The sequence below is a fragment of the Paenalkalicoccus suaedae genome (assembly GCF_006965545.2).
GTDB classification, from domain to species: Bacteria; Bacillota; Bacilli; order Bacillales; family Salisediminibacteriaceae; genus Paenalkalicoccus; species Paenalkalicoccus suaedae.
Genome location: NZ_CP041372.2, coordinates 1,878,265 through 1,899,670 on the forward strand (window position 1 = coordinate 1,878,265; position 21,406 = coordinate 1,899,670).

The 21,406-nt window shown below is 42.7% G+C and carries 20 protein-coding genes and 1 other RNA gene; 1 reads left to right on the top strand and 20 read right to left on the bottom strand.

The annotated features are described in order from the left end of the window. Nucleotide 1: 1 nt before the first annotated feature. From parE to FLK61_RS10040, 6 genes are all read right to left on the bottom strand, one after another. Nucleotides 2-1,972, bottom strand: a complete 1,971-nt coding sequence (gene parE, locus FLK61_RS10015; RefSeq protein WP_176009329.1) for a DNA topoisomerase IV subunit B — start codon at nt 1,970-1,972, stop codon at nt 2-4. A 184-nt stretch (nt 1,973-2,156) separates the two neighbouring features. Beyond that, complete coding sequence (locus FLK61_RS10020) at nt 2,157-2,570, bottom strand: CoA-binding protein (protein ID WP_176009330.1); 414 nt, start codon at nt 2,568-2,570, stop codon at nt 2,157-2,159. Between the two features lie 20 nt (nt 2,571-2,590). Then, nucleotides 2,591-3,013, bottom strand: a complete 423-nt coding sequence (locus tag FLK61_RS10025) for a universal stress protein (protein ID WP_176009331.1) — start codon at nt 3,011-3,013, stop codon at nt 2,591-2,593. 33 nt (nt 3,014-3,046) lie between these two features. Further along, the gene (locus FLK61_RS10030) at nt 3,047-4,606 is read right to left on the bottom strand and encodes an ABC transporter permease/substrate-binding protein (RefSeq protein WP_176009332.1); all 1,560 of its coding nucleotides are present in this window, start codon (nt 4,604-4,606) and stop codon (nt 3,047-3,049) included. After that, nucleotides 4,593-5,546 (bottom strand): ABC transporter ATP-binding protein, encoded by a 954-nt coding sequence (locus tag FLK61_RS10035; RefSeq protein WP_176009333.1) that lies wholly within the window; start codon nt 5,544-5,546, stop codon nt 4,593-4,595. The genes FLK61_RS10030 and FLK61_RS10035 overlap by 14 nt, the downstream gene beginning before the upstream one ends. 76 nt (nt 5,547-5,622) lie before the next feature. Next, entirely contained in the window at nt 5,623-7,125 is a 1,503-nt protein-coding gene (locus tag FLK61_RS10040; protein WP_176009334.1) for a carboxypeptidase M32, read from the bottom strand. Nucleotides 7,126-7,271: 146 nt separating this feature from the next. Here FLK61_RS10040 and FLK61_RS10045 point away from each other — a divergent pair, with 146 nt between their 5' ends. Beyond that, entirely contained in the window at nt 7,272-7,589 is a 318-nt protein-coding gene (locus tag FLK61_RS10045) for an iron-sulfur cluster biosynthesis family protein (protein WP_176009335.1), read from the top strand. Here the strand turns inward: FLK61_RS10045 and FLK61_RS10050 are convergent. The 14 genes from FLK61_RS10050 to FLK61_RS10115 all read right to left on the bottom strand — a co-directional run bounded on the left by FLK61_RS10050 (nt 7,586) and on the right by FLK61_RS10115 (nt 21,396). Then, entirely contained in the window at nt 7,586-7,768 is a 183-nt protein-coding gene (locus FLK61_RS10050) for a hypothetical protein (protein ID WP_176009336.1), read from the bottom strand. The two genes, FLK61_RS10045 and FLK61_RS10050, sit on opposite strands and share 4 nt — an antisense overlap. 56 nt (nt 7,769-7,824) lie before the next feature. Beyond that, entirely contained in the window at nt 7,825-8,961 is a 1,137-nt protein-coding gene (locus tag FLK61_RS10055; protein WP_176009337.1) for a THUMP domain-containing class I SAM-dependent RNA methyltransferase, read from the bottom strand. 87 nt (nt 8,962-9,048) lie between these two features. Further along, nucleotides 9,049-9,431, bottom strand: an RNA gene (rnpB, locus tag FLK61_RS10060) — RNase P RNA component class B. A 66-nt stretch (nt 9,432-9,497) separates the two neighbouring features. Continuing rightward, nucleotides 9,498-9,893: a reverse transcriptase-like protein gene (locus FLK61_RS10065; protein ID WP_176009338.1), complete on the bottom strand. Its 396-nt coding sequence runs from the start codon at nt 9,891-9,893 to the stop codon at nt 9,498-9,500. Continuing rightward, nucleotides 9,893-10,204 carry a cell division regulator GpsB gene (gene gpsB, locus FLK61_RS10070; protein ID WP_176009339.1) on the bottom strand — a complete coding sequence of 104 codons (312 nt, stop codon included), beginning with the start codon at nt 10,202-10,204 and terminating at the stop codon, nt 9,893-9,895. The genes FLK61_RS10065 and gpsB overlap by 1 nt, the downstream gene beginning before the upstream one ends. 58 nt (nt 10,205-10,262) lie before the next feature. Then, complete coding sequence (locus FLK61_RS10075) at nt 10,263-10,817, bottom strand: SLOG family protein (protein ID WP_176009340.1); 555 nt, start codon at nt 10,815-10,817, stop codon at nt 10,263-10,265. A gap of 300 nt (nt 10,818-11,117) precedes the next feature. Further along, nucleotides 11,118-11,438: a CotD family spore coat protein gene (locus FLK61_RS10080; protein ID WP_176009341.1), complete on the bottom strand. Its 321-nt coding sequence runs from the start codon at nt 11,436-11,438 to the stop codon at nt 11,118-11,120. 264 nt (nt 11,439-11,702) lie between these two features. After that, nucleotides 11,703-12,425, bottom strand: coding sequence for a 3'-5' exonuclease (locus FLK61_RS10085; protein ID WP_176009342.1), 723 nt, complete (start codon nt 12,423-12,425; stop codon nt 11,703-11,705). A gap of 2 nt (nt 12,426-12,427) precedes the next feature. Continuing rightward, nucleotides 12,428-14,338 (bottom strand): DUF294 nucleotidyltransferase-like domain-containing protein, encoded by a 1,911-nt coding sequence (locus FLK61_RS10090; RefSeq protein WP_176009343.1) that lies wholly within the window; start codon nt 14,336-14,338, stop codon nt 12,428-12,430. After that, nucleotides 14,335-15,531: a ribonuclease H-like domain-containing protein gene (locus FLK61_RS10095; RefSeq protein WP_176009344.1), complete on the bottom strand. Its 1,197-nt coding sequence runs from the start codon at nt 15,529-15,531 to the stop codon at nt 14,335-14,337. Before FLK61_RS10095 ends, FLK61_RS10090 begins: the two co-directional genes overlap by 4 nt. Before the next feature lie 71 nt (nt 15,532-15,602). Beyond that, the gene (locus tag FLK61_RS10100) at nt 15,603-17,891 is read right to left on the bottom strand and encodes a DEAD/DEAH box helicase (RefSeq protein WP_176009345.1); all 2,289 of its coding nucleotides are present in this window, start codon (nt 17,889-17,891) and stop codon (nt 15,603-15,605) included. Between the two features lie 49 nt (nt 17,892-17,940). Continuing rightward, nucleotides 17,941-19,926: a thioredoxin domain-containing protein gene (locus FLK61_RS10105; RefSeq protein ID WP_176009346.1), complete on the bottom strand. Its 1,986-nt coding sequence runs from the start codon at nt 19,924-19,926 to the stop codon at nt 17,941-17,943. Nucleotides 19,927-19,991: 65 nt separating this feature from the next. Further along, nucleotides 19,992-20,741 (bottom strand): STAS domain-containing protein, encoded by a 750-nt coding sequence (locus FLK61_RS10110; RefSeq protein ID WP_176009347.1) that lies wholly within the window; start codon nt 20,739-20,741, stop codon nt 19,992-19,994. Further along, nucleotides 20,710-21,396, bottom strand: a complete 687-nt coding sequence (locus FLK61_RS10115; protein ID WP_176009348.1) for a cobalamin B12-binding domain-containing protein — start codon at nt 21,394-21,396, stop codon at nt 20,710-20,712. The genes FLK61_RS10110 and FLK61_RS10115 overlap by 32 nt, the downstream gene beginning before the upstream one ends. Between the last annotated feature and the right edge of the window lie 10 nt (nt 21,397-21,406).

Consider the following 21,406-nt stretch of genomic DNA (forward strand, 5'->3'; position numbering starts at 1 on the left):
GTTACGATTCCTCCTCTGTTATAAGTAAGCTGTCGTTATCTAGTATATTCGTTTCTTCATCTAGCCCGAACGCGACGTGGCTTTCAATCCACTTACGTCTCGGCTCTACTTTATCTCCCATTAAGGTAGACACATGTCGTTCTACTCGCGCTACATCTTCTATCGTCACACGTACAAGTGTTCTTGTCTCAGGATTCATTGTTGTTTCCCAAAGCTGAGTGGCATCCATCTCTCCAAGACCCTTATAGCGCTGAATCGTGTAACCCTTGCCGACCGTCTTCATCGCTTGCTTCATTCCGGCTTCATCCCACGCGTATTCTACCTTTTCCTTTTTACCAGAGCCTTTGCTCACTTTGTATAAAGGAGGAAGTGCGATATAGATCTTGCCGGCTTCTATTAACGGCTTCATATAGCGATAAAAGAAGGTAAGAAGTAGGACTTGAATGTGTGCACCATCTGTATCGGCGTCCGTCATGATGACGATTTTATCGTAGTTGATCGTGCTAATATCAAAATCAGCACCAACGTCTCCACCGATCGCGTAAATGATTGTGCGGATTTCTTCGTTTTTCATAATATCAGCAAGCTTTGCCTTCTCCGTGTTAATAACCTTCCCTCGGAGTGGTAGGACAGCTTGGAACTTTCGGTCACGTCCTTGCTTAGCCGAACCACCTGCAGAGTCACCCTCTACTAAGTAAAGTTCGTTACGGTCCGCATTTTTAGACTGAGCAGGCGTTAGCTTACCGGATAACATTGCGTCCTTGCGCTTGTTTTTCTTTCCGTTACGAGCATCCTCACGCGCTTTACGAGCCGCTTCCCGAGCCTGCGATGCTTTAATCGCCTTTTTAATGATTGTGTTCGAAAACTGTGGGTTTTCCTCTAGGTAAAAATTAAGTTGTTGCGCAATCACTTGATCCGCTGCGGCACGAGCAATTGGTGTACCTAGCTTACTCTTTGTTTGTCCTTCAAACTGTAAAATCTCTTCAGGCACACGGACAGACAACACGGCAGTAAAGCCTTCTCGAATATCGTTACCGTCTAAGTTTTTATCTTTTTCTTTTAATAGCATGAGTTTACGAGCATGTTCATTAATCGCACGAGTAATAGCTGTTTTAGCACCTAGCTCATGCGTACCGCCATCCTTCGTTCGAACGTTGTTGACAAACGATAGCATGTTTTCGGTATAGCCATCGTTGTATTGAAAAGCAAAATCAACTTCAATGCCTTCTTGTTCGCCACTGAAGGACACAACCTGATGAAATGTTTCTTTCTCTTCGTTTAAATAGTCTACAAAGGCTTCAAGCCCTGTATCAAAATGAAACGTATCGGTTTGGTCATGACGCTCGTCTTTTAAAACAATCGTCATTCCTTTTAGTAAAAATGCCGCTTCACGAAGACGCTCTGCAATTGTTTCGTAATGAAAGGTCGTTGTTTGAAAGATCGTAGGATCAGGCTTAAAGTGAACCGTCGTTCCTGTCTTAGACGTCTTCCCTTTTTTTTCAAGCGTGGTAGCGGGCTTACCGCCATCTTCAAAACGCTGTTTATAAATAAATCCATTCCGATGAATAGTGACTTCGAGCCACTCGGAAAGGGCATTTACTACGGATGCTCCTACTCCATGAAGCCCACCGCTCGTTTTATACCCACCTTGACCGAATTTACCCCCGGCGTGTAAGACCGTTAAAATGACTTCAGGTGTTGGCTTACCAGTCGTGTGCATCCCAGTTGGATAGCCGCGTCCCTCATCTGCAACGCTGACACTTTTATCTTTATGAAGAGTAACAGAGATTTTATCTCCGAACCCTGCTAATATCTCATCTACTGAGTTATCGACGATCTCATAAATAAGGTGATGGAGGCCACGGTGGTCTGTGCTCCCGATATACATACCTGGTCGCTTTCTAACCGCTTCTAATCCTTCTAACACCTGTATGGCATCATCGTTATAATCAAATGCTTGTTCCTTAGCCAATGCGTGTTACCCCTTTCTCACTTGCTTTTTTGCGCTATGTACTAACATACCATAATTCCCCTCTTAATTCATCAGTGGGAAAATATGTTCGTCTCTCTATTATGTAGGCAACAGGGCGCCCTCTGTCAATAGAAAAAGACGAGCACGTGTAAGGAATTACACGCAGTCGCCCTTCTAATTCGTACTATTTGCCAATAAGAATGGCATGCTCTACTTTGATGCATCGATCCATAATAACGGTTTTATCGGCTTTTGTAAGCGTGTCATATGCACCTTCGTGCGACACGCCAAGCTGTGCCCAAAAGACAGGAACGTTTGTTTCGACAGCCGCTTTTGCGAGATCAGGTAAGTACTCGGATCGTCTAAATACGTTAATGATATCGACGTTGTCAGGTAGCTCTGAAATCGCATCTAGCGCTTTAATCCCAAACACCTCTTCAATCTCTGGGTTTACAGGTATGACATCATAACCAGAATCGAGTAATGCTTCAGCAATCTGGTAAGACGTTCGGTGAGGCTTATCAGAGAGACCAACGATTGCAATCACCTTGGCTTTTTCTAGCACATCTTTAATTACTTTACGAGACGGATTTTCCATCGTTTGTCACCCTTTCTTCCCTATTTTACTAATAAAACCGGACAGTTGGCACGTTTTGCTACTTTATGACTAACGCTTCCTAGCACCATTTGTTGGAACTGATTTAAGCCTCTACTACCAATGACGACTACATCATACTTATCAACATTTGCGTGTCTTACAATGGTAGGGCCAGGGTCACCAAACACATGCTTAGTTTGGAACGTTATCTCATGTTTTGCCATGTATGCCTCGAGTGGTGCAATTCGCTTTTTGCGATGATCTGGAATGTCTCTTGAGCGCATGGCTTCATCGATTACATCCGCTTGATTTGGTAAATCATCAACGACATGCAAAAGCGTAATAGAGGATTCATCGGAATGCTTTGCTAAGAAAACAGCTTTTTCGCAGGCGCGAAGAGAATGAGTAGATCCGTCTCCTGCGAGTAAGATAGAGTGGAACATATGCGTATCCCCCTTTTGACCTGTCTTCTTTCTTTATTCGCCAACGTTCTCTAATAATCCTTGCGATTCTAAATAATTTCTTGCTACAGTAGCAGCATCTTCGTCTTCTTCATCAACTAGGTAGTTCATATCAATCATTTCATCCTCGGTGATCCGACCACCTAATTGATTTAATATGTCTTCTATTTCGGGATATTCCACAAGTACATCTTCTCTAAACAAAGGCGCTCCATTAAACGGTGGGAATACGCTCTCGTCATCCTCCATGGCAACTAGTCCATAGCGACGCATATACGAATCTGTTGAATACGCATCAATGACTTCTACATCTCCTGAAACTAGTGCATTTGCTCGAAGACCCGCATCCATCGTTTGAACGTTAGATAGTTCTAATCCGTATACCTCTTGGATAGCAGGATAGCCATCATTACGATCCGCAAACTCAAACGTAAACGCAGCTGATAATTGATCCTGATAGGCAACTAAACCTCCTATTGTCGATACGCCTAGTTCATCAGCAAGCTCTTCTGTTAATGCAATTGCATACGTATTTTGATAGTCCATTGGTTCTAAAAACACAAGGTTATATTCCTCATAAACACCATCTCTTGCTTGAATATATGCATCCTCTTCTTCATTACTGGTTGGCGTGACACCTAATAGCTCAGATATCGCGGTACCTGTAAATTCAAAGTACCCGTCTATATCCTCATTCATTAACGCTTGAAAGACGATATCTGTTGACCCGAGTCCTGGCTCTAATACAACCTCATAGTCGGTGTTTTCTTCAATCAATAGTTTATACATATTAATAATAATCTCTGGCTCTGCACCTAGTTTACCTGCAATGACGATTTGTTGGCGCCCACCGTTATCAAATACATCTAAAGCACGCAAGGTAGCTGGAGTTGCAACAATTAATATAGCCGCTATTACGACAACGAAGATTGGCATAATGGTTGAGCCACTCGACTTTTTTTCTGTAATGCGTAATATACCGTCAAAGAATAAAGCTAAAAGTGCTGCTGGAATCGCACCTAATAATATATAGTAGTTATTACTTCTTTGAAGACCTGTCATAATTAAATCACCAAGACCACCGGCTCCTACTAACGCAGCAAGTGTTGCCGTACCTACAACGAGCACCATGCCCGTGCGTATACCTGCCATAATAGTAGGCATAGCAAGTGGAAGCTCTATTTTTAATAAACGTTGCGTCGCATTCATTCCCATCCCGCGAGCCGCTTCTAGCAAGGCTCGGTCAATACCATTTATGCCTGTGTATGTATTGCGTAAGATTGGCATAAGCGCATAGGCAGACAGGGCAACAATAGCAGGTGTTGTCCCTATACCTACAAATGGGATTAAAAATCCGAGTAATGCGAGGCTAGGGATTGTTTGTAACACAGCTGTCGTTCCAATGACTGGTTCGGCACCTTTTTTATAATGACTTAAAATAATTCCGAGTGGTACCGCAATAAATACAGCTATGAGTAAAGAGATTAAAGACATCTCCACGTGTTCCCAAAGTGCGTTGAGTAATAGGTCACTTCTTGTTGTTGCTAAATCAAAAAACGTATTAATGGACTCCATGTGAATTGCCCCCTTCTTTTTCGATGAATTGAGCAATATCTTTGTATGTGATTACTCCAACGCCGTCTGGTAACGCGACCGTTACACTACTAGCCTGTAATTGATTAAGCTCATATAGCGCATCACGCACGGTTGCTGATGCTTCAAGCTTTGGAACTTCTCCTGCTAAGGAATTAGTAGGTTTAACTACCTCTTTAAGCTCTACCATCCAGGGATCCTTTCGATTTCCTAAGAAGCTTTGCACAAATTCATTTGCTGGATGCTTCATCAGATTTTGTGGAGAATCAATCTGTACGATATTACCGTCCTTCATAACAGCAATACGATCACCAAGCTGAAGGGCTTCATCCATATCATGTGTGACAAAAACGATCGTCTTTTTAATATTTTTTTGCAAATCTGCAATATCCTTTTGAAGTTGTTCGCGGCTTAATGGATCTAGTGCACTGAAAGGTTCATCCATTAAAATAATATCTGGATCTCCTGCTAATGCGCGAATAACACCTATGCGTTGCTGTTGTCCTCCTGAGAGCTCATCTGGCTTTCGATCACGAAATGTCTCTGGCTCTAGTCCGACCATCGCTAGTAGTTCATCTACACGCTTCTCAATATCCGACTTGGACCATTTTTTAAGCTCTGGTACGATTGCAATATTCTCTTTTATTGTCATGTGGGGGAAAAGAGCGATTTGTTGGAGTACATAACCAATATTCCAACGTAGTTTATTCAAGTCTGTAGACTTCGTATCTTTCTCATCGATGTGAATCGTTCCTTCTGTGGGATCAATAAGACGATTAATCATCTTCATCGTCGTCGTCTTTCCACATCCACTTGGCCCGATTAGAACAAAAAACTCCCCTTTTTCTACAGTAAAGTTAATGTCATTAACGGCTTTAGTACCATCTTCGAATTCTTTTGATACATGTTTAAATTCGATCATTCTTATTTCCTCCGTGTTCAGACAGAAGAAGGGAGCTTTTGCCTCTCGACATAAAGCTCCCTTAACGTCTATATTTTTACAACGCGTAAATTCCTTGGTATTTTTCTGATAAATACGTTATTAAGTGTTTCGCATTCACGCCTTCTCCAGTCGTGTCCTTTAGTAGCTCAACCGGTGATTTCTTTTTACCATACTGATGGATATGTTTTGTCATCCATTCTTTGATTGGGGCAAGGTTGCCGTCTCTAAGTAAATCATCAAAGTTTGGAAGATCCTTAAGCATTGCTTGTTTAAGCTGAGCCGCATAAACAAGGCCTAACGCATAGGATGGGAAGTAGCCAAAGGCACCGAAGGACCAGTGAACATCCTGCAATACTCCTTCTCCGTCATGAGATGGGCGGATGCCTAAAAGATCCTCGTACTTCTTATTCCATGCCTCCGGTAGATCAGCAACTTCAATCTCTCCGTTTATAAGTGCCTTCTCAAGCTCATAGCGAATAATAATATGTAGCGAGTATGTGAGTTCGTCCGCTTCAATACGGATGAGGGAAGGACCTGCTACGTTAATTGCTTCATAAAAATCCTCTAAAGAAACGTCATCAAACTGTCCATCTGCATATTCTTTTAATGTCTCGTAGTGACGCTCCCAAAATGCAAAGTTACGACCGACAAAATTCTCATAAAATAAAGACTGTGATTCGTGAATCCCCATGGAAGTACCCGAGCAAAGGTTTGTTCCGATTAAGCTTTTATCAATATTTTGCTCGTATAGGGCATGTCCACCTTCGTGGATCGTGCCAAACACAGCCGTACGGAAATCACTTTCATCATATTTTGTTGTCACACGCACATCGCCTGGGTTAAGTCCCGTTGCAAATGGATGTACCGTTGTATCTAAGCGACCTGCTTCAAAGTCATACTGCATGCTTGTTAAGATTGCTTTACTAAATGCTTCCTGCTTCTCTTTAGGGAAATGAGTAAAGAGGAAGTCTGTTTTTGGTTGCTCGCTCTCTGTAATTTGCTTGACTAATGGCACAAGCGCCTCTTTTAATTCGCCAAACACTCGGTCGATCGTGTCGACAGTAAGTCCTGGCTCGTAATCGTCTAATAGAGCATTATATTTGTGTCCTTCATATCCAACCCAATCCACATACTTGCGGTTGAAGTCCACGATTTTTTCAAGGTACGGAGAAAACGAGTCGAAGTCAGCGTTTGCTTTCGCAGTTTCCCACGCAGATTCCGCTTGCGAAGTCAAAATAACGTAGTTTTTATATTCCTCTGGAGGAATATTTTCAAACTTCTTTAGACTTTTTTCGCTATGTTCCACGCTTTTTTGCGTTACTTCGTCGAGCGTACCCCACGTTGTATCCTCTCGTAGTTCTTGTAAGAGGTCTTTAAACTCTTGTGACGTAGACAGATTAAAGCTCTCTGATTGAAGTGTTCCAAGAACTTCTCCACGCTGAGCAACACCTTTTTTTGGTGCACCAGTTCGAAGATCCCATCCGATTAAACCAACCGCTTCTTGGAAGTGGCTTAGCTTCTTTACGTAATCTAAATACTTCTGTTCTGTTGTTTGCATAAATCAAACTCCCTTTTTAATAAAATATGTACAAATTGACGCAACGCTTGCCTATAAGTATACTTACTTTTGCAAGTAATTTCATCAAAAAGTATTTCGATTATAGAATTAATTCATAGTTGTTTGACTTTTTAGGAGGCGTTTATATGGAACTAACTTTACACATATCAGAAAAAGCTCATGCTTTTTATAGAGAAGAGATGGGGTTAACCAAAGGCGAGGAGCTGACGTTTTTTGTTCGAGTCGGGGGCGTAGGTTCTGGCGGATTTTCCGTAGGATTAACTCGTGGCAAACCAGTAAAAGCCTCTACTGCAATAGAAGTAGAAGGCGTGTCGTACTATGTGATGGAAGATGACTATTGGTATTTACACGGTATGACGATCGATTATGATGAGGATCGAAGCGAAGTAACCTTTACCCACGAATCCTTCTCCGACACGTTTAACCCGAATGAAGAGCGTTAATGTTTATTTGTCAGTGACCATTTAAGACCCGCTTGCATCATTTCTTTTACATGTGCGAATTCTTGATAAAGTTTATCAGACTTTTCTTGTTTTCCCTCATGAGAGAGTCTTTCTGCAGCAGCCTTTAATTTTTCAGCTGCCTTCATTACTTGGCGTACTTGATCCATTTCTGTCATCATACAAAAACACCCCTTTTGTCTATGTTTTAGCATATGCAAAAGGGGTGTTTATTATACTAGTTTCTTGGAAGTCGCTTACCGAAATACTGATAGTAATGCGTTTTAATGTTACCATTGTAAAGTTTGCGGTTCTTCGTTGCTTTTCTACCGAATAAATTCTCGAAGGTTGGATGGCTAGTGATCAAGTAGATGCTCCAATGATCAAGGGACTTAAGGGCTTTCCCTAATTCTTTATACAACACTTCTACCGTATCTCTTTCTTCTAAACGCTCCCCGTATGGTGGGTTTGATACAATGACACCCTGCCATTTTGTCGTTCTAAAATCCTGCGCTTTCAGTTGCGTGAAGGAAATTTGATCTGGGAAGCCAGCTTCCATCGCATTTTTTTGCGCTAATGAAATCATCGTACGATCATTATCTGATCCGTGTATATCCAATGGCTGGTCATACTTTGCAAGATCTTCTGCTTCTTCTAATACCGATGCATGCAAGGCACGATCAAACCAATGCCATTTTTCAAAATCAAACGAACGATTTGATCCAGGAGCAATATTTTGACCGATCATAGCCGCTTCAATTGGAATAGTACCTGATCCACAGAACAGGTCATAAAACGGCATATCAGGCTTCCAATTTGTTAATTGGATCATTGCTGCTGCCATCGTTTCTTTTAGTGGCGCTTTGTTATGAAGCTCGCGGTAGCCACGTTTATGCAACGCATCGCCGCTCGTATCGATCGTGATTGTTGCAACATCTTTAAGTAAGGCAACTTCAATCGTTGTTTTTGCACCAGTCTCTTGGAACCAGCTAATGTTGTAAGTCTGCTTTAAGCTCTCTACAATTGCCTTTTTCACGATCGCCTGACAGTCAGAGATACTAAATAACGTTGATTTTACCGATCTTCCTAATACGGGGAATTCCGCGTCCTCAGAAATAAACTCTGACCATGGAAGAGCCTTCGTTTGCTCAAATAAATCTTCGAATGTTGTAGCGCGGAATTGACCGACAATAAGCTTGACGCGATCTGCTGTGCGTAACCACATATTTGCTTTGGCGATTCCTCTCATATCAGAATCAAATAATACGCGGCCGTTTTCTACTCGTACGTTTTCAAAGCCAAGGTCCTTAACCTCTTTCCCGACAATTGCTTCGAGGCCCATTGTCGCAGTGGCCATTAATGTATACGTAGTCATCGTCTTCACCTCTTTTTAATTATCTAATGAAAAAACTCCACGATGACGGGCATCGTGGAGTTACAGTCACAAAGGACGCCATTTGTGTTCCGTAAGCCATGTTCTGTTACTCCGTACTTCAAACGGTTGTCAACCTCGTACGAAAGCGGCAATCATCTGTCTATAGGTCGAACCTATCCCTTACTCCGTTCAGTTCCTTCGTAAGGATGCCCCTACCAAATTTTGGGTTTCTCACTCGTGGGGTTTACCTCGTTCCACTCTGATCATTTCTAATCAGACTTCGTCACTGTGGCACTTTCAAGGTCGTCTTACCATATTACAAACGTAACGTAGGTAAGTTCCCTGCCGTTAGCAATTACTTGCTACCCTGACTTATGACTTCGTCAGGCACGAACACTACCGACATCGCAGACGGTGTGAGCATGGACTTTCCTCTACATCTCAAAGAGATGCAGCGATTACCCGAACACAAATGGTTGTCATAAAAACAACATCACTTATCATACCACCAGAGTAAGCGAAATGCAATCGGTAGTTTAAGCCAATGACTGCCTGATCGCTTTCTTTGCTAAATGATCCGCTTCTCCGTTACTTTTAGTCGGGATCCATTTTATAAAAGCATAGTCAAAATCATGCTCCATCATCGAGATAATCTCTTGTAGCATCGGCTTATACAGCTCTTTTTTGACGTATTGCTTCTCCACAGCATCAACGACAATTTTTGAATCTGACCGTATAGAAATAATACGAAATCCTTCTTCTTTACAGCGTTTGACCGCTTTAAGACAAGCGTAAAATTCCGCTTCATGATTCGACATAGGCGGGAGTGGAATAGATTCTTTTATATGTCCAGACGGTGCTTTAATAAAAATACCAGCGCCGCTTGCTCCAGGGTTCCCTGCGCTTGCGCCATCAATATACACTTCAATCATCAGTCGTACAGTTTGCTCCCAAACACGTGCTTCTCAAGGTTTGATAATCGACGTAAAATATCATAGTTTGTGTTACCAGGAGCTGGCTGTGGCTTTGCCTGTGTTCTCGGTTCTGCTGGCGCCGGCTGCTTTTTAAGCTTTTCTACTTCCTCTTCAAGTTGCTGAATGTATGTTTCAAATGCTTCATAATCCTTGATAATTTCATCTAAGAATTGATCAACCTCATCTTGATTATACCCACGCATACTTGATTTAAAGTCTTTTTCGTATATCTCATTCTTCGTTAATTTTGCAGTTAATTTACGTTCCATCAACGTCACCTCATTGGTCTATTCTATTTGCTTATTTTTTCAAAGTAGCTCTCTCTTGTCAATTCCAGTCTTGCTCTGCTCTTATCATATCCTCTATATCGTCCGGTGTCACATAAAAAATGGGATAATCCGTCGATTCTTGCTTTTTCTTAGCAGCTTCTAAATAAAACTTAGGTGTTCCCTCAGTCGATTCATCATACAAGAGCATCATTGCCTGTGTCTTATTTACGATAAATTCATTTTTAAGTTTCAGCTGAGCTGGACTATCGTAAGGTCTTTTAGTGATGTAGTCTTGAAAATCACTCTCTAGCCATACCTTTTCGTATAGCTCTTTCACTTTTTCAGGGAACTTCTCTTCTTGTTCCATAAATGGAGCGAGCACGGCAAGCTTAATGTCTACGCCCTCTTCTTGTAACAATAAACATGCTTCAGCTGCCCATAATTCAACGCCAGCTTGTCCACTTATTGTAATCCATTCTACGCCAAATTCGCTAATGAGATCCGATAACTTACGTTTAATTGCTTTTTTTAGAAAGGGGAGCTGTTCGTGCTTTTCGTTAAAAACCCCAATTTCATGAGGTTTATAGCCTGATACGGCAAGTACGTGGTACATAGATGCCCTCCTTCGATTTTCTTTCCTTATTTTAACGTATTGGCGCTATTCTTGCATCCTCCAAACGATAGAGAGGCTCTTAGATAACATTATTGCGGGAAATAGCGCAGTTACTATCCTAGCTACAGAGGGCAAATTTTGTACATAACCGTGAGACTCTGCCATGGGGAGCTTTGGCGCCGACTTTAGTTTGCGCGAAATATAAGAGTCATTACGTTAAGATGACTGTCGAGTGACTTGCTGGGATTTTGATTTACATCATACAAAAAACACCACGACATATGTCGTGGCGTTAAGCTATTAATATCCGCAAGGTGGTCTATTTTGTTGAATACCTTGCACGAGTGGTCCACCTGGACCGCCGTTAAAGCCTTGATTTTGACCTTGAACCTGACCAGGACCAGGGCCCTGAACAAAATTCTGATTAAAAACTCTGTTTACCGTAGACTCAGTGTGCGGGTAGCTATGATAGAAATTATAGCGATGGTTAACAACGTTCGTTGTATGACTTGGATGGATAACAGGAACGTTGTAATCACAGTTAATTTCGTTCACCCCTTGAACCGTTGGGCAAATTTGTGCTGGTAAAGTCTTTCCTTTGTTGCAGTTGCAGCCTCTCATACGTGTCTTCCTCCTTTGTTTGGATTCTCTACATCGTATGCGAGGTACTTTCGAGTGACTAGTTGCTTGACCTAATTACGTTAAAAAGAATACAGTGCCACCGATTACAGCAAAAAACATCGCAACCACTAGTTTAACCATTTCTGCCTCTCCCCTGTCTAATACAATATCCATTCGTAAATATATACAATAATTAGACAAATGGCAACAGCTTTTGCAACGATTTTTACTATATTGTAGAATTTTGCGCTTGCCCGGGAAATATTACGCGTTTGAATCGTTTATTTCCTCGAGCGTGTTTATTTCCCTAATGACTAACTCATCGATTAATTTAGTAAACATGTCCGCCGTCATGAGAGCGTCGTTTAGTGCGTGATGCCTCTCTAGTTGGTTAATGTCAAACCTCTCGAGAAGTTCATCCAAGCTATTTTTACTATCTGGAAATAAATCATTGGCAACTAGATAAGAATCAATGTACGTAAACGGAGGTACAGGCAATCCCCATTTTTTGCACATTTCTTTTAAAAACACGACATCAAAGCTTGCTGGGTGAGCAACTAATACCGTATTATCCGCAAACTCTAAAAAGCTCTGTAACACTTCAGGGAACTTTTTGGCATAACGACAATCGTCATTTGTTAATTCCGTAAGCTTCTGTACGGCCTTTGGTATCGGTTTATTCACATGCACCAGTTCATAATATTGCTCGGGAAATGATATGTGATTGACATTCATTTTTAGTGCCCCTATCGAAAGAATCTCATCTCCTACATTCGGATAAAAGCCCGTTGTTTCTAAATCAAAGACAGTATAGGTAATGTCTTTTAAGTGAGCATCCCGTTTTTTAAATGATTGAAACAACTCAAGTTGCTTGAGGCAAGCTGCATAAGCATCCACATGCTTCTTTTTATAGCGCGAAAACGCGAGGTGAAACCGCCACTTATCTAGCAATATATGCCGTAGAAATTGAGTGATTGAGAGCTCCATCGTTAAATGCCTCGATTCTTTTGGAAGCTGAGCTCACTCATCTGTTGGAGGCGCTTTGCAATGATAAGAGCATCCTTTAATTGTCTTCGATCATCTTTATCTAGATTCTGTGGAGATAATTCGTTCGATAGTGGTTCATCGTGTCTTAACTGACGAATATTTTCTCGAATTCGAAAGTCTAGCAAAACATCCATCGCAAGCTTTGCATTTTTGACGTCTCTTGGGTGAAAGATCTCCATCTCTTGAAGCTTCTTTAATCTCGCTACGGTACTGACTTCTTGGATCCCATAGCGAATAGCAAATATCCGCACACCGTTCACAATTTGCATTAGCGCCGACTTCTTCAAATCAATGGTTTTACTTTTCCCCTTCACAGAAATTCGTCCGAGCGGGTTAATCGGAATTCGAAAGCGAATCGTATCCTTCATGAGCATCGCGTGCAAAAGCTTTCCCTTTGATATTTTTTCTGTAATCGCATCGCGCAATGATTCTGCTAAAGTAAAATCACCGTACACTGGTCTGTAATCAATAAAGATCGTAAAGTCGCGAATTTCCTGGCTGTCGCTTTCTCGCACCCAGCGAATAACTTCTTCTTCCCATTCCGCTATTTCTCGACACCATCTGCGCTCTCTCGCCATAATACCCCCTTTACACTCAGGGAATCCAGCCTCCATGAGCCCGTCATTCACCTTCGCTGCAAAACGGTGGAAATATTCCTCTATGTCCCGCTTGTTTGCTAAGTGCTGATAGTTTGCAAGAATTAGCCCATTGTCTTGGTCTGTACTAAACGCTTGCTCTTTGCGTCCTTGTGATCCCATGACGACAAAGCAAAAGCCGATTGGTGGCTTGCCAAAGCCCTCTCGCTCCATATCTTTTAACGCAAAGGTGATGATTTTACGATGTAGCTGATCATTGTAGCTAGAGATGAATTCGCACACTTCTGTTGGGTGCGTGCGCTCGTTTAGGAGGGCCTCCGTAAACGTATGAAAATCTGCACTATACGAAGGTGCAAGCTTCTTAAGCTCTCTTACGTGCTTTGCGTGCTGCATGCGATACGATAAATTCAAATACTTCGAATCTTGGAGCTGTAAAAATGACTCTGCCATTAAAATACCGACTACCTGCTCCCCTTTCATAACCGGGACAAGGTCAATATAGTCATCTTTAAAAAACGTTAGTACCTCATAGCTAAACGCATTTTCTTGAATGGTGTGCGGACTATGCTCCATCCAATCTTTCACAGGATCGTTCGCGCTTCCTTGCATAAAGCCTCGAATCACCTGCTGCTGCGTAATAACTCCTGCAAGCATACCTGAGTCATGTACGACCACAATTCCTGCCGTATTCCACTCGGTTATTAGCTTTGCAGCATCCTGAATCGTCTTTGTTGGACTAATTTTACGAACAGGCTCCATGATCGTATGCACGCGCGTGCGGAAGAGTCCAATATTCTCTTTGTCTGTCACGTTGCGCTCTTTTTTAATCTCATCGTACAGCGATTTCATGCGCTCTCCGATACCTGTCAATATAACATCACTAAACGCATCATTTTCTGTCATGATTTTTAAAAATTCGCTTTTGCGGAACCTAACTGTCTCACAGTCTTCAAGCGCCTGGACAGAAAAATTCATTTGACCGCTCGCAAGTAGGATCATGAGACCAATTAAGTCTCCAGGGTAGTAAAAGCGTACAGAGAACTGTTGCCCATCCTCTCTGTGCAGCACATTTTTTGCTAATCCCTTTAGTAAAAAATATACTTCTACTTCTTCATCTTCTTCATGAAAGACGTATTCGTTCTCCTTAAACGACGCACGCTCCGAGCGTTTGATCAATCTCGCAAACTGATTATCATCTAATAAATCAAACGGAAAGGCATGGCGAATTAAATCTTCATACGTATTCGTGCTAGTCATTTTTTACCTTCTCTCTTTCGTTGTAATCGGTTAAGTCTCGTCGCAACGCTTGCCTCCTGCTTTTTTAACACAGATTTACTAGCAAGCTTTGTTAACTTATATGCCATATCCACGTCTTTCTCTTGATGTTCATATAGTTTTGCTAGCTCTAAAAGCGCGTCGGTATGGGGCAGCGCTGTAGCAATCGCTTGATGTAGCTCGTGTTTGGCCTCTTGATAACGCTTTTGTTTTTTATATAGTTTCCCGAGTCGAAAATGTGCTTCACGAGACGGAGTTACCGCTCGAGTAATCGCTTCTTTGTAGTGATATTCCGCTTTCTCCTCAAGCTTTAATGTTTCGTACCATTTCGCAATTTTCTCATGCTCATGAATCTCTGTATGAGAGTAGCCTAATACTTTTTCAGCTAAAAGAACGTAAAGCGTCACGAGGCTTCGTACGTCTTGATCATTATGCTCGATTATACCAGCTAGAATCGCTGGATCACGTTCACGCACAAAGTCCATATATAAAAGTGGGGCAAGGCTACCTGGCGTATCCCCTACACGAGGCTTTTTTAGCTTATGCTCTTCTACAATAGCAAGACGGCACGATGGTAGCTCATCCTTCCAAAGCCTACGTGCTGCATGCAAAAGGTCGATATGACCGGTCTCCGGTAGCTTCGGCAAAAACTTTCTTAAAAAGGCGTGACGAGATTTGACGTGGGGCCAATCAAACGACTTTCCATTGTACGAAACAATGCGATCATCCTCTAAAAAGTCGTCTAAAAAGCCACTCATAAACGCAGCCTCCTCAGTTGGCTGTGGGAGCAGGTGTTGTGTGACTTCAAGCCCTGTATCATGCGCTCTTACGTAGCCTAATAAAAAGATCATGTTTCCCGCTCCAGAGGACAGTCCCGTTGTTTCCGTATCAAAAAATAAAAGCTTGGAAGGGTGCTCTGTGAACGCGAGTGGATGCTGTTCGATCCCTATAAAGTTTAGCGCGTGGAGCCTGTCATACAGCCCTTCTTCGTAGTCATACATGACACGCTTTCTATAAGACACTTGATTATCAAAATAAAAGGGTTCAAATCCAAGCTCTCGAAAGGCATCCTCTTCGTTTTTAGTGGCCACCTCCTGTTTAGGAGGCGTTATTTCTTTTGGTTCTTCCGTTTGTAAATGGGTTTTCATTCGTAGCAGTTTCTTTTTTAGACTCATTATAATCACCTAACCTGTATCTTATCACGAAAAAGAGGCGTGCCCAAGCTAACGTAGGCACGCTCCTGTCTTTATGTTGTTCTCTCTATAGACGTTCTCTCTGTACTATCACGAAGGAGGATTCGAACCCACTTCTTCACTTCAAGTTCAGAGTCAGATAAAGCCATTCCAACACAGGATGGGCATCCAGATTCGCACGGACACATTAATACGTACTCACATGCTTTTAAAATCACTTCCTCCGCTTGCCTGTAAACCCGCTCCGCTAGACCAATTCCTCCTGGATAGCGGTCGTATAAATAAACGGACGGCTTTTCGGTGTAAACGGCTTTCACTTCTGGGACTGCGTGCAAATCATTTTTATCGCACATGACGTGAACCGATGCAACGTGCTGCATAACGTGAGCGAGACCAATCAGTACTTGCTCGATATGATCCTCGCGAAGTTCAGCAAACGTCTCCTTCTCAAACTGAAGCACAAACCCATTAGTATGAAGCTCTTGCTCTGGCAGGTGAATCGGACCAGATCCAATATTCTCAAAGGAATCAAGCTTGATTTTTTTAAAGATCGTCGCCATCGCGGTTACCATGACGTCTCCGTATTGAATCGAATGATTGCCGATCTGTTTTTCTTCGTCAATTTCTAATACAGAAAGCTTTACCGCAAGGTTTGCATCTGTAAAGTAGTCAACGTCGACCTCTCTGACAAATGCCTTTTTCTCGTCCCAGTCTAAATACTCTACTTGGTGCTGGACACCTTCATGTAAATAGATTGCCTCATCGTGTAGGAGTGTCATCGCAGAGAACGTATCCATTTCACCAATAACTCGGTGATTAGCAACGTCTGACTGATCAATGATCACAACATTTTCTTGAGCAGCTGAGCGAAGGCTGATGTTGTGGGCTGGAAACGCATCGTTCATCCAAAACCATTTATCTTGCGCATGATGGATGACGCGTTCTTCCGTTAAGTATTCTAAAACCTCTTCTACATCGAGTCCATCAAATCTGTCTCCTTGTTTAAACGGAAGCTCGTAGGCTGCGCACTTTACATGGTCAACTAAAATAATCAGATTATCCTTATTAATTCGGGCTGTTTCTGGAGAGCCTTCAAAGAAGAATTCAGGATGCTGAAATATATATTGATCAAGTGGTGTAGAGTTTGCCACCATAATAACGAGCGACTCATCCTTTCGTCTCCCGGCACGCCCCGCCTGTTGCCAGCTTGACGCAACGGAACCAGGATAGCCGCTCATAATACACACCTGGAGTTGACCGATATCAACACCAAGCTCTAACGCATTCGTACTAACGACCCCAATCGTATCCCCGTTACGAAGACTTCGCTCAATTTCTCGGCGTTGGTTAGGTAAGTAGCCACCGCGATAGCCTCGGATAGAGCGTGTATTAATTTCTTTTTTTGTGAGCTCCTGGAGGTGACTTAAAATAACCTCGACCCTTACACGACTCCTTGCGAAAACAATCGTTTGTATTTTTTGCTTTAAAAACTGGCTAGCGAGCTCGTTCACTACTCTAGTGGCGCTTTTTCGTATATTTAACTGCTTATGGACAACGGGTGGATTATATAAAACAACGTGCTTTTTCCCCCGCGGCGCTCCGTTATTGTCGATTAACACGACGTCTTCACCTATTAGCTCCTGACAAAGTTCAGACGGGTTTGCAATCGTTGCAGATGTGCAAATAAACGTCGGTTTACTTCCGTAGTACTCGCAAATTCGCTTTAACCGTCGAATCACATTCGCAACGTGGGATCCGAATACACCTCGATATGTGTGAAGCTCATCAATGACGATTGTCTCCAGATTTTCGAATAGCGAGATCCATTTTGTATGATGTGGGAGGATCGCCGCATGTAGCATATCTGGGTTTGTAATAACAATATGTCCTGCTTTGCGGACGACTTGGCGGATATTCGCTGGTGTATCGCCATCGTACGTATAGCTCTTTAAGTCAATCTCCATTTCATCCACAAGCTCATTAAGCTCTGACTTTTGATCTTGAGCAAGTGCTTTTGTCGGAAATAAATAAAGCGCGCGACTACTATTATTTTGCATATATTTGGATAGCACCGGTAAGTTATAGCACAGTGTTTTACCGGATGCTGTTGGGGTTACAGTCACGACATTATCTTGCTTCATCACGGCATCATAGGCACTGCGTTGATGCGTATAAAGGGATGTAACGCCTCGGTTTTGAAGCGCTTGTTTAATTGTTGGATCCAACGAATCAGGAAAGTCGGCGTAGCGGGCCTCTTGCTCCTTCATGACATGCCAATGCGATACGTTCTCATCCTGCTTTAATTCGTCTAAAAGCATCGAGAGTGATTTTTTACCTAACATGCTGTCCCTCCATTCTTACATAGAAGTGTATCGAATATACGTTCGTCAATCAAGTTAATTGTGCAAGGACTGCCTCGTAGCTTGAAGTTGGAAGTTTACAAGAGCCGTGCTCACAAAGTAAATAGGTTGGTTTTTCTGTCACAGCTGTTTGGTACGCAAGAGGTAGCTCAGACGCCTCATCCACGCGTCGCATTTGAACAAATGGGTAAAAGCCACGCTTGACCGACTGGTATAGTGGATCAGATTCATCTGCAACGATGTAAAGCTGTTGTGATCTCTCCATATGCATCGCCGCAACAAGTAAGTGAGGCGCAGCGTGTGGGACCCGGTCTGCCACTTTGGCAAATCGCTTAAGGGAAGCATCGATCTCCTGCTCAAAGGCTTGGTCCTCGCTCCACGTGCTATGTCTTGCAAGCTCTCTTATTATCATGCTATTAGCAGATGGCGTCGCGCCGTCAAAGTCGTCTTTAGTGCGCATAAAGAGTGGTGGTTGATCGGACCCATAGTAATAAAATCCGCCCTCTTCATCATAAAATAATTCCACTGCCTGCGTTGCATAGTACCTTGCTCTTTCCTTATAAAATGTGTCTCCTGTCGTCTCAAAGAGCTCATTCGCCGCCCATAACATTGACGCATAATCCTCTAATATGCCATGACCAGATGCTTTTCCATCTGTATAAACAGATCTTACTCTTCCATCTGTCACCAGCGTGTTTTCGATAAAATGAAACTGGTCTATTGCGTGGTTGATGGCATCGTCCTCAATCACACGTGCATACAGCGCAATAGCCGCTACCATTTGCGCATTCCAAGCCGTCTTAATCTTCGTATCCATGTGTGGTCGGATTCGCTTCTCTCTTACTTCGAATAAACGCTTCTTCGCCTGTTTTAGTCTCGTTAAGCATTCTTGCTTTGTTATAGAAAATTGCTCTCCTAAATCATCGATATCTGTCTCAAGGAAGGCAAGAACGTTTTTGTGATCTAATACGCCCTCTTCTGTCACGTGGTAGGCTTCACAAAAAAGCGCGCTGTCTTCACGCAATAGCTCCTCTATTTCTCGTTTATCCCAGACATAAAACGCTCCTTCTACCCCTTCGCTATCCGCATCTTCTGCACTATAAAAGCCGCCTTTCGCTTCTAACGTGTTTGTCACGTACGTGTAGGTATCTGTAGCAATTTGTTTGTACGACTCCCGACCGCTTTTACTAAATGCCTCTACATAAGCGATGATGAGAAGGGCTTGATCATTTAACATTTTTTCGAAATGGGGGACGTGCCAGCGCTGATCGACGGAATAGCGAGAAAAACCACCGCCAAGGTGATCATAAATTCCTCCGTTTGCCATAGCATCAAGCGTTTTATATACAGGCTCTTCATTACCTAAGCGTAATAGAAAACTAATATTTTGTGTCATCGGAAACTTTGGTGCGTCCGAAAATCCACCGTAAACTTGATCCATTTCTTCTAGTAGCCTCGTATTTGCTTGGTTATAGTGCTTAGACGATACGGAGGCCTTTGTAGAATGATCAATTGTCTCTTTAAGCCTTGCTGTTAAGTTCGATGCTGTTTGAATAACGTTTACGCGTTGCTCGTTGTAAACGTGACTTAATTGCGACACAACATCTATAAATCCTGGGACGCCTCGCTTTGCGTAGGGAGGATAATAGAGTCCAGCATAAAACGGTCGTTCATCTGGTAGCAAAAATAAGCTCATTGGCCAACCGCCTTGTCCTGTCATCACCTGGCATGCCTGCATGTAGAGCTGATCAATATCTGGGCGTTCTTCTCTGTCCACCTTTATAGCAACCATTGTTTCGTTTAATTGCTTGGCAACTTCTTCGTTTAAAAACGTCTCCTTTTGCATCACATGGCACCAGTGGCAGGTCGAGTAACCAATAGAGAGGAAAATGGGTTTATCTTCGTCGCGAGCTTTTTGTAAGGCCTCTTCTCCCCATGGGTACCAGTCAATTGGATCCTGAGCATGCTGCTTTAAGTAAGGGGATGTCTCATTCTTTAAATGATTATACGCGGTCATTGTATGAACTCCTTTTTTAGATGATGGATGCAAAAGGTCGAACCGTCCATAAAGGATAGTTCGACCTATTCGTGTAGTAGCCATTTTTTGATCGCTGTTTTCGTCGATCGATCAAATTCTACTTGTAGTTCCTTTATATGCGATTGCAACTTGCGAGCGTGCTGTGGATGTAATCCTAAAATGATTACTTCAATGCCCATTTGTTGGAGGGTTAACACCATCTCTTTTAATGCTTGAACGCCTTCATTTGCAATTCGTCCCACACTAGTAAAATCAATCAGCATGCGATCCGGTTGATCAGCGTACGCTTTCGTTAAGAGGTTGTAGCGAATAGCTTCGACTTTTGCTTCTGAAACATCACCAAAGATAGGAACAAGTGCTACTCGATCAGAGAGCTCAATATAGGGACCGGACAGCTCATTTGCTCGTCCCATGAGGTCTGAGAGCTCCTCCTTTTTTTCGAAGAGCTCAAAGTTTGTTTCGTGAAGTCGTTGTTGTAAGGCAACTAATTGCGACTCAACACGCTCATATCCTTTTGATTGTGGTACGAATAAGCAGTAACAAGAGCTGTCCACCCATTTTGTAAAGACGGTGAACAGCTCTAAAGGCTTTTTTTTCGTCGTCACGTTAATCTCAAACTGCGACTCTTTGTTAGTTGCGCTCATCTCAAGGATAAACTTCTCCCTGCTTTCTCGATCCACAAGTCTTTCAAGTGTTTCCACGTGTGGAAATAAGCGGACAGCTTCATCTGACCTCTCCATAATAACGAGCTCCGTATTTACTTTAAATAATGGAAGTGGTCCCTGATTTTCCATCTGCTACATCCCGTCCAGTCTGTTTATAAGTCTTAAACCATGTCATTAATTCATCTAAATCCTTTACAAAATAGGTGTTCAAGGAACCTACCGAGGAAAAATCATATCTAGAGATTAGTCTTCCTCCAACTAGGACATCCATCTCGACATCGCTCTCTGCAAAGGCCTTTAAATATTTAGTTAACTCATCCACTCGGTATGCAAGGGAAAAAGAAACGCCAATGACGCTTGGACGCCACTTCTCTACTTCCTTCATCAAGTCCTCTAGTGGTACATTTGCCTGCATAAACCGAACGTTCCACTGCCTTTCCCTAAAGAGGATAGACACCATCTTCATCCCTAAAAAGTGTGCTTCATTTTCGACCGTGAAAAATAAGGCCTTGGGTGTTGCATCTATGGAAGCGGAATGCTTTACAAGCTCATACTCTGTTTGCGTTAGCACAAAATCACATACGCCAGTTGCTAAGTGCTCCTCTGCTACACTGATCTCATTGCGCTGCCAGCGGCGCCCTACTTCATACATCGCCGGTGTAAAAAGATCGCGATATACGTGAAATCTCGAAGCGGATTCTCTCCACTTTTGAACGATGGCGAGTGACCGACCGTGATCGCCTTCTAGTAAGGCGTTTGTAAATGCTTGAACAGAAATGTCCATCGCACATGTC

Bases quoted from the DNA above. Each gene is read 5' to 3' on its own strand.
- FLK61_RS10020 (WP_176009330.1), bottom strand. From the start codon at position 2,570: ATGGAAAATCCGTCTCGTAAAGTAATTAAAGATGTGCTAGAAAAAGCC.
- FLK61_RS10025 (WP_176009331.1), bottom strand. From the start codon at position 3,013: ATGTTCCACTCTATCTTACTCGCAGGAGACGGATCTACTCATTCTCTT.
- FLK61_RS10030 (WP_176009332.1), bottom strand. From the start codon at position 4,606: ATGGAGTCCATTAATACGTTTTTTGATTTAGCAACAACAAGAAGTGAC.
- FLK61_RS10035 (WP_176009333.1), bottom strand. From the start codon at position 5,546: ATGATCGAATTTAAACATGTATCAAAAGAATTCGAAGATGGTACTAAA.
- FLK61_RS10040 (WP_176009334.1), bottom strand. From the start codon at position 7,125: ATGCAAACAACAGAACAGAAGTATTTAGATTACGTAAAGAAGCTAAGC.
- FLK61_RS10045 (WP_176009335.1), top strand. From the start codon at position 7,272: ATGGAACTAACTTTACACATATCAGAAAAAGCTCATGCTTTTTATAGA.
- FLK61_RS10050 (WP_176009336.1), bottom strand. From the start codon at position 7,768: ATGATGACAGAAATGGATCAAGTACGCCAAGTAATGAAGGCAGCTGAA.
- FLK61_RS10055 (WP_176009337.1), bottom strand. From the start codon at position 8,961: ATGACTACGTATACATTAATGGCCACTGCGACAATGGGCCTCGAAGCA.
- FLK61_RS10065 (WP_176009338.1), bottom strand. From the start codon at position 9,893: ATGATTGAAGTGTATATTGATGGCGCAAGCGCAGGGAACCCTGGAGCA.
- gpsB (WP_176009339.1), bottom strand. From the start codon at position 10,204: ATGGAACGTAAATTAACTGCAAAATTAACGAAGAATGAGATATACGAA.
- FLK61_RS10075 (WP_176009340.1), bottom strand. From the start codon at position 10,817: ATGTACCACGTACTTGCCGTATCAGGCTATAAACCTCATGAAATTGGG.
- FLK61_RS10080 (WP_176009341.1), bottom strand. From the start codon at position 11,438: ATGAGAGGCTGCAACTGCAACAAAGGAAAGACTTTACCAGCACAAATT.
- FLK61_RS10085 (WP_176009342.1), bottom strand. From the start codon at position 12,425: ATGGAGCTCTCAATCACTCAATTTCTACGGCATATATTGCTAGATAAG.
- FLK61_RS10090 (WP_176009343.1), bottom strand. From the start codon at position 14,338: ATGACTAGCACGAATACGTATGAAGATTTAATTCGCCATGCCTTTCCG.
- FLK61_RS10095 (WP_176009344.1), bottom strand. From the start codon at position 15,531: ATGAGTCTAAAAAAGAAACTGCTACGAATGAAAACCCATTTACAAACG.
- FLK61_RS10100 (WP_176009345.1), bottom strand. From the start codon at position 17,891: ATGTTAGGTAAAAAATCACTCTCGATGCTTTTAGACGAATTAAAGCAG.
- FLK61_RS10105 (WP_176009346.1), bottom strand. From the start codon at position 19,926: ATGACCGCGTATAATCATTTAAAGAATGAGACATCCCCTTACTTAAAG.
- FLK61_RS10110 (WP_176009347.1), bottom strand. From the start codon at position 20,741: ATGGAAAATCAGGGACCACTTCCATTATTTAAAGTAAATACGGAGCTC.
- FLK61_RS10115 (WP_176009348.1), bottom strand. From the start codon at position 21,396: ATGGACATTTCTGTTCAAGCATTTACAAACGCCTTACTAGAAGGCGAT.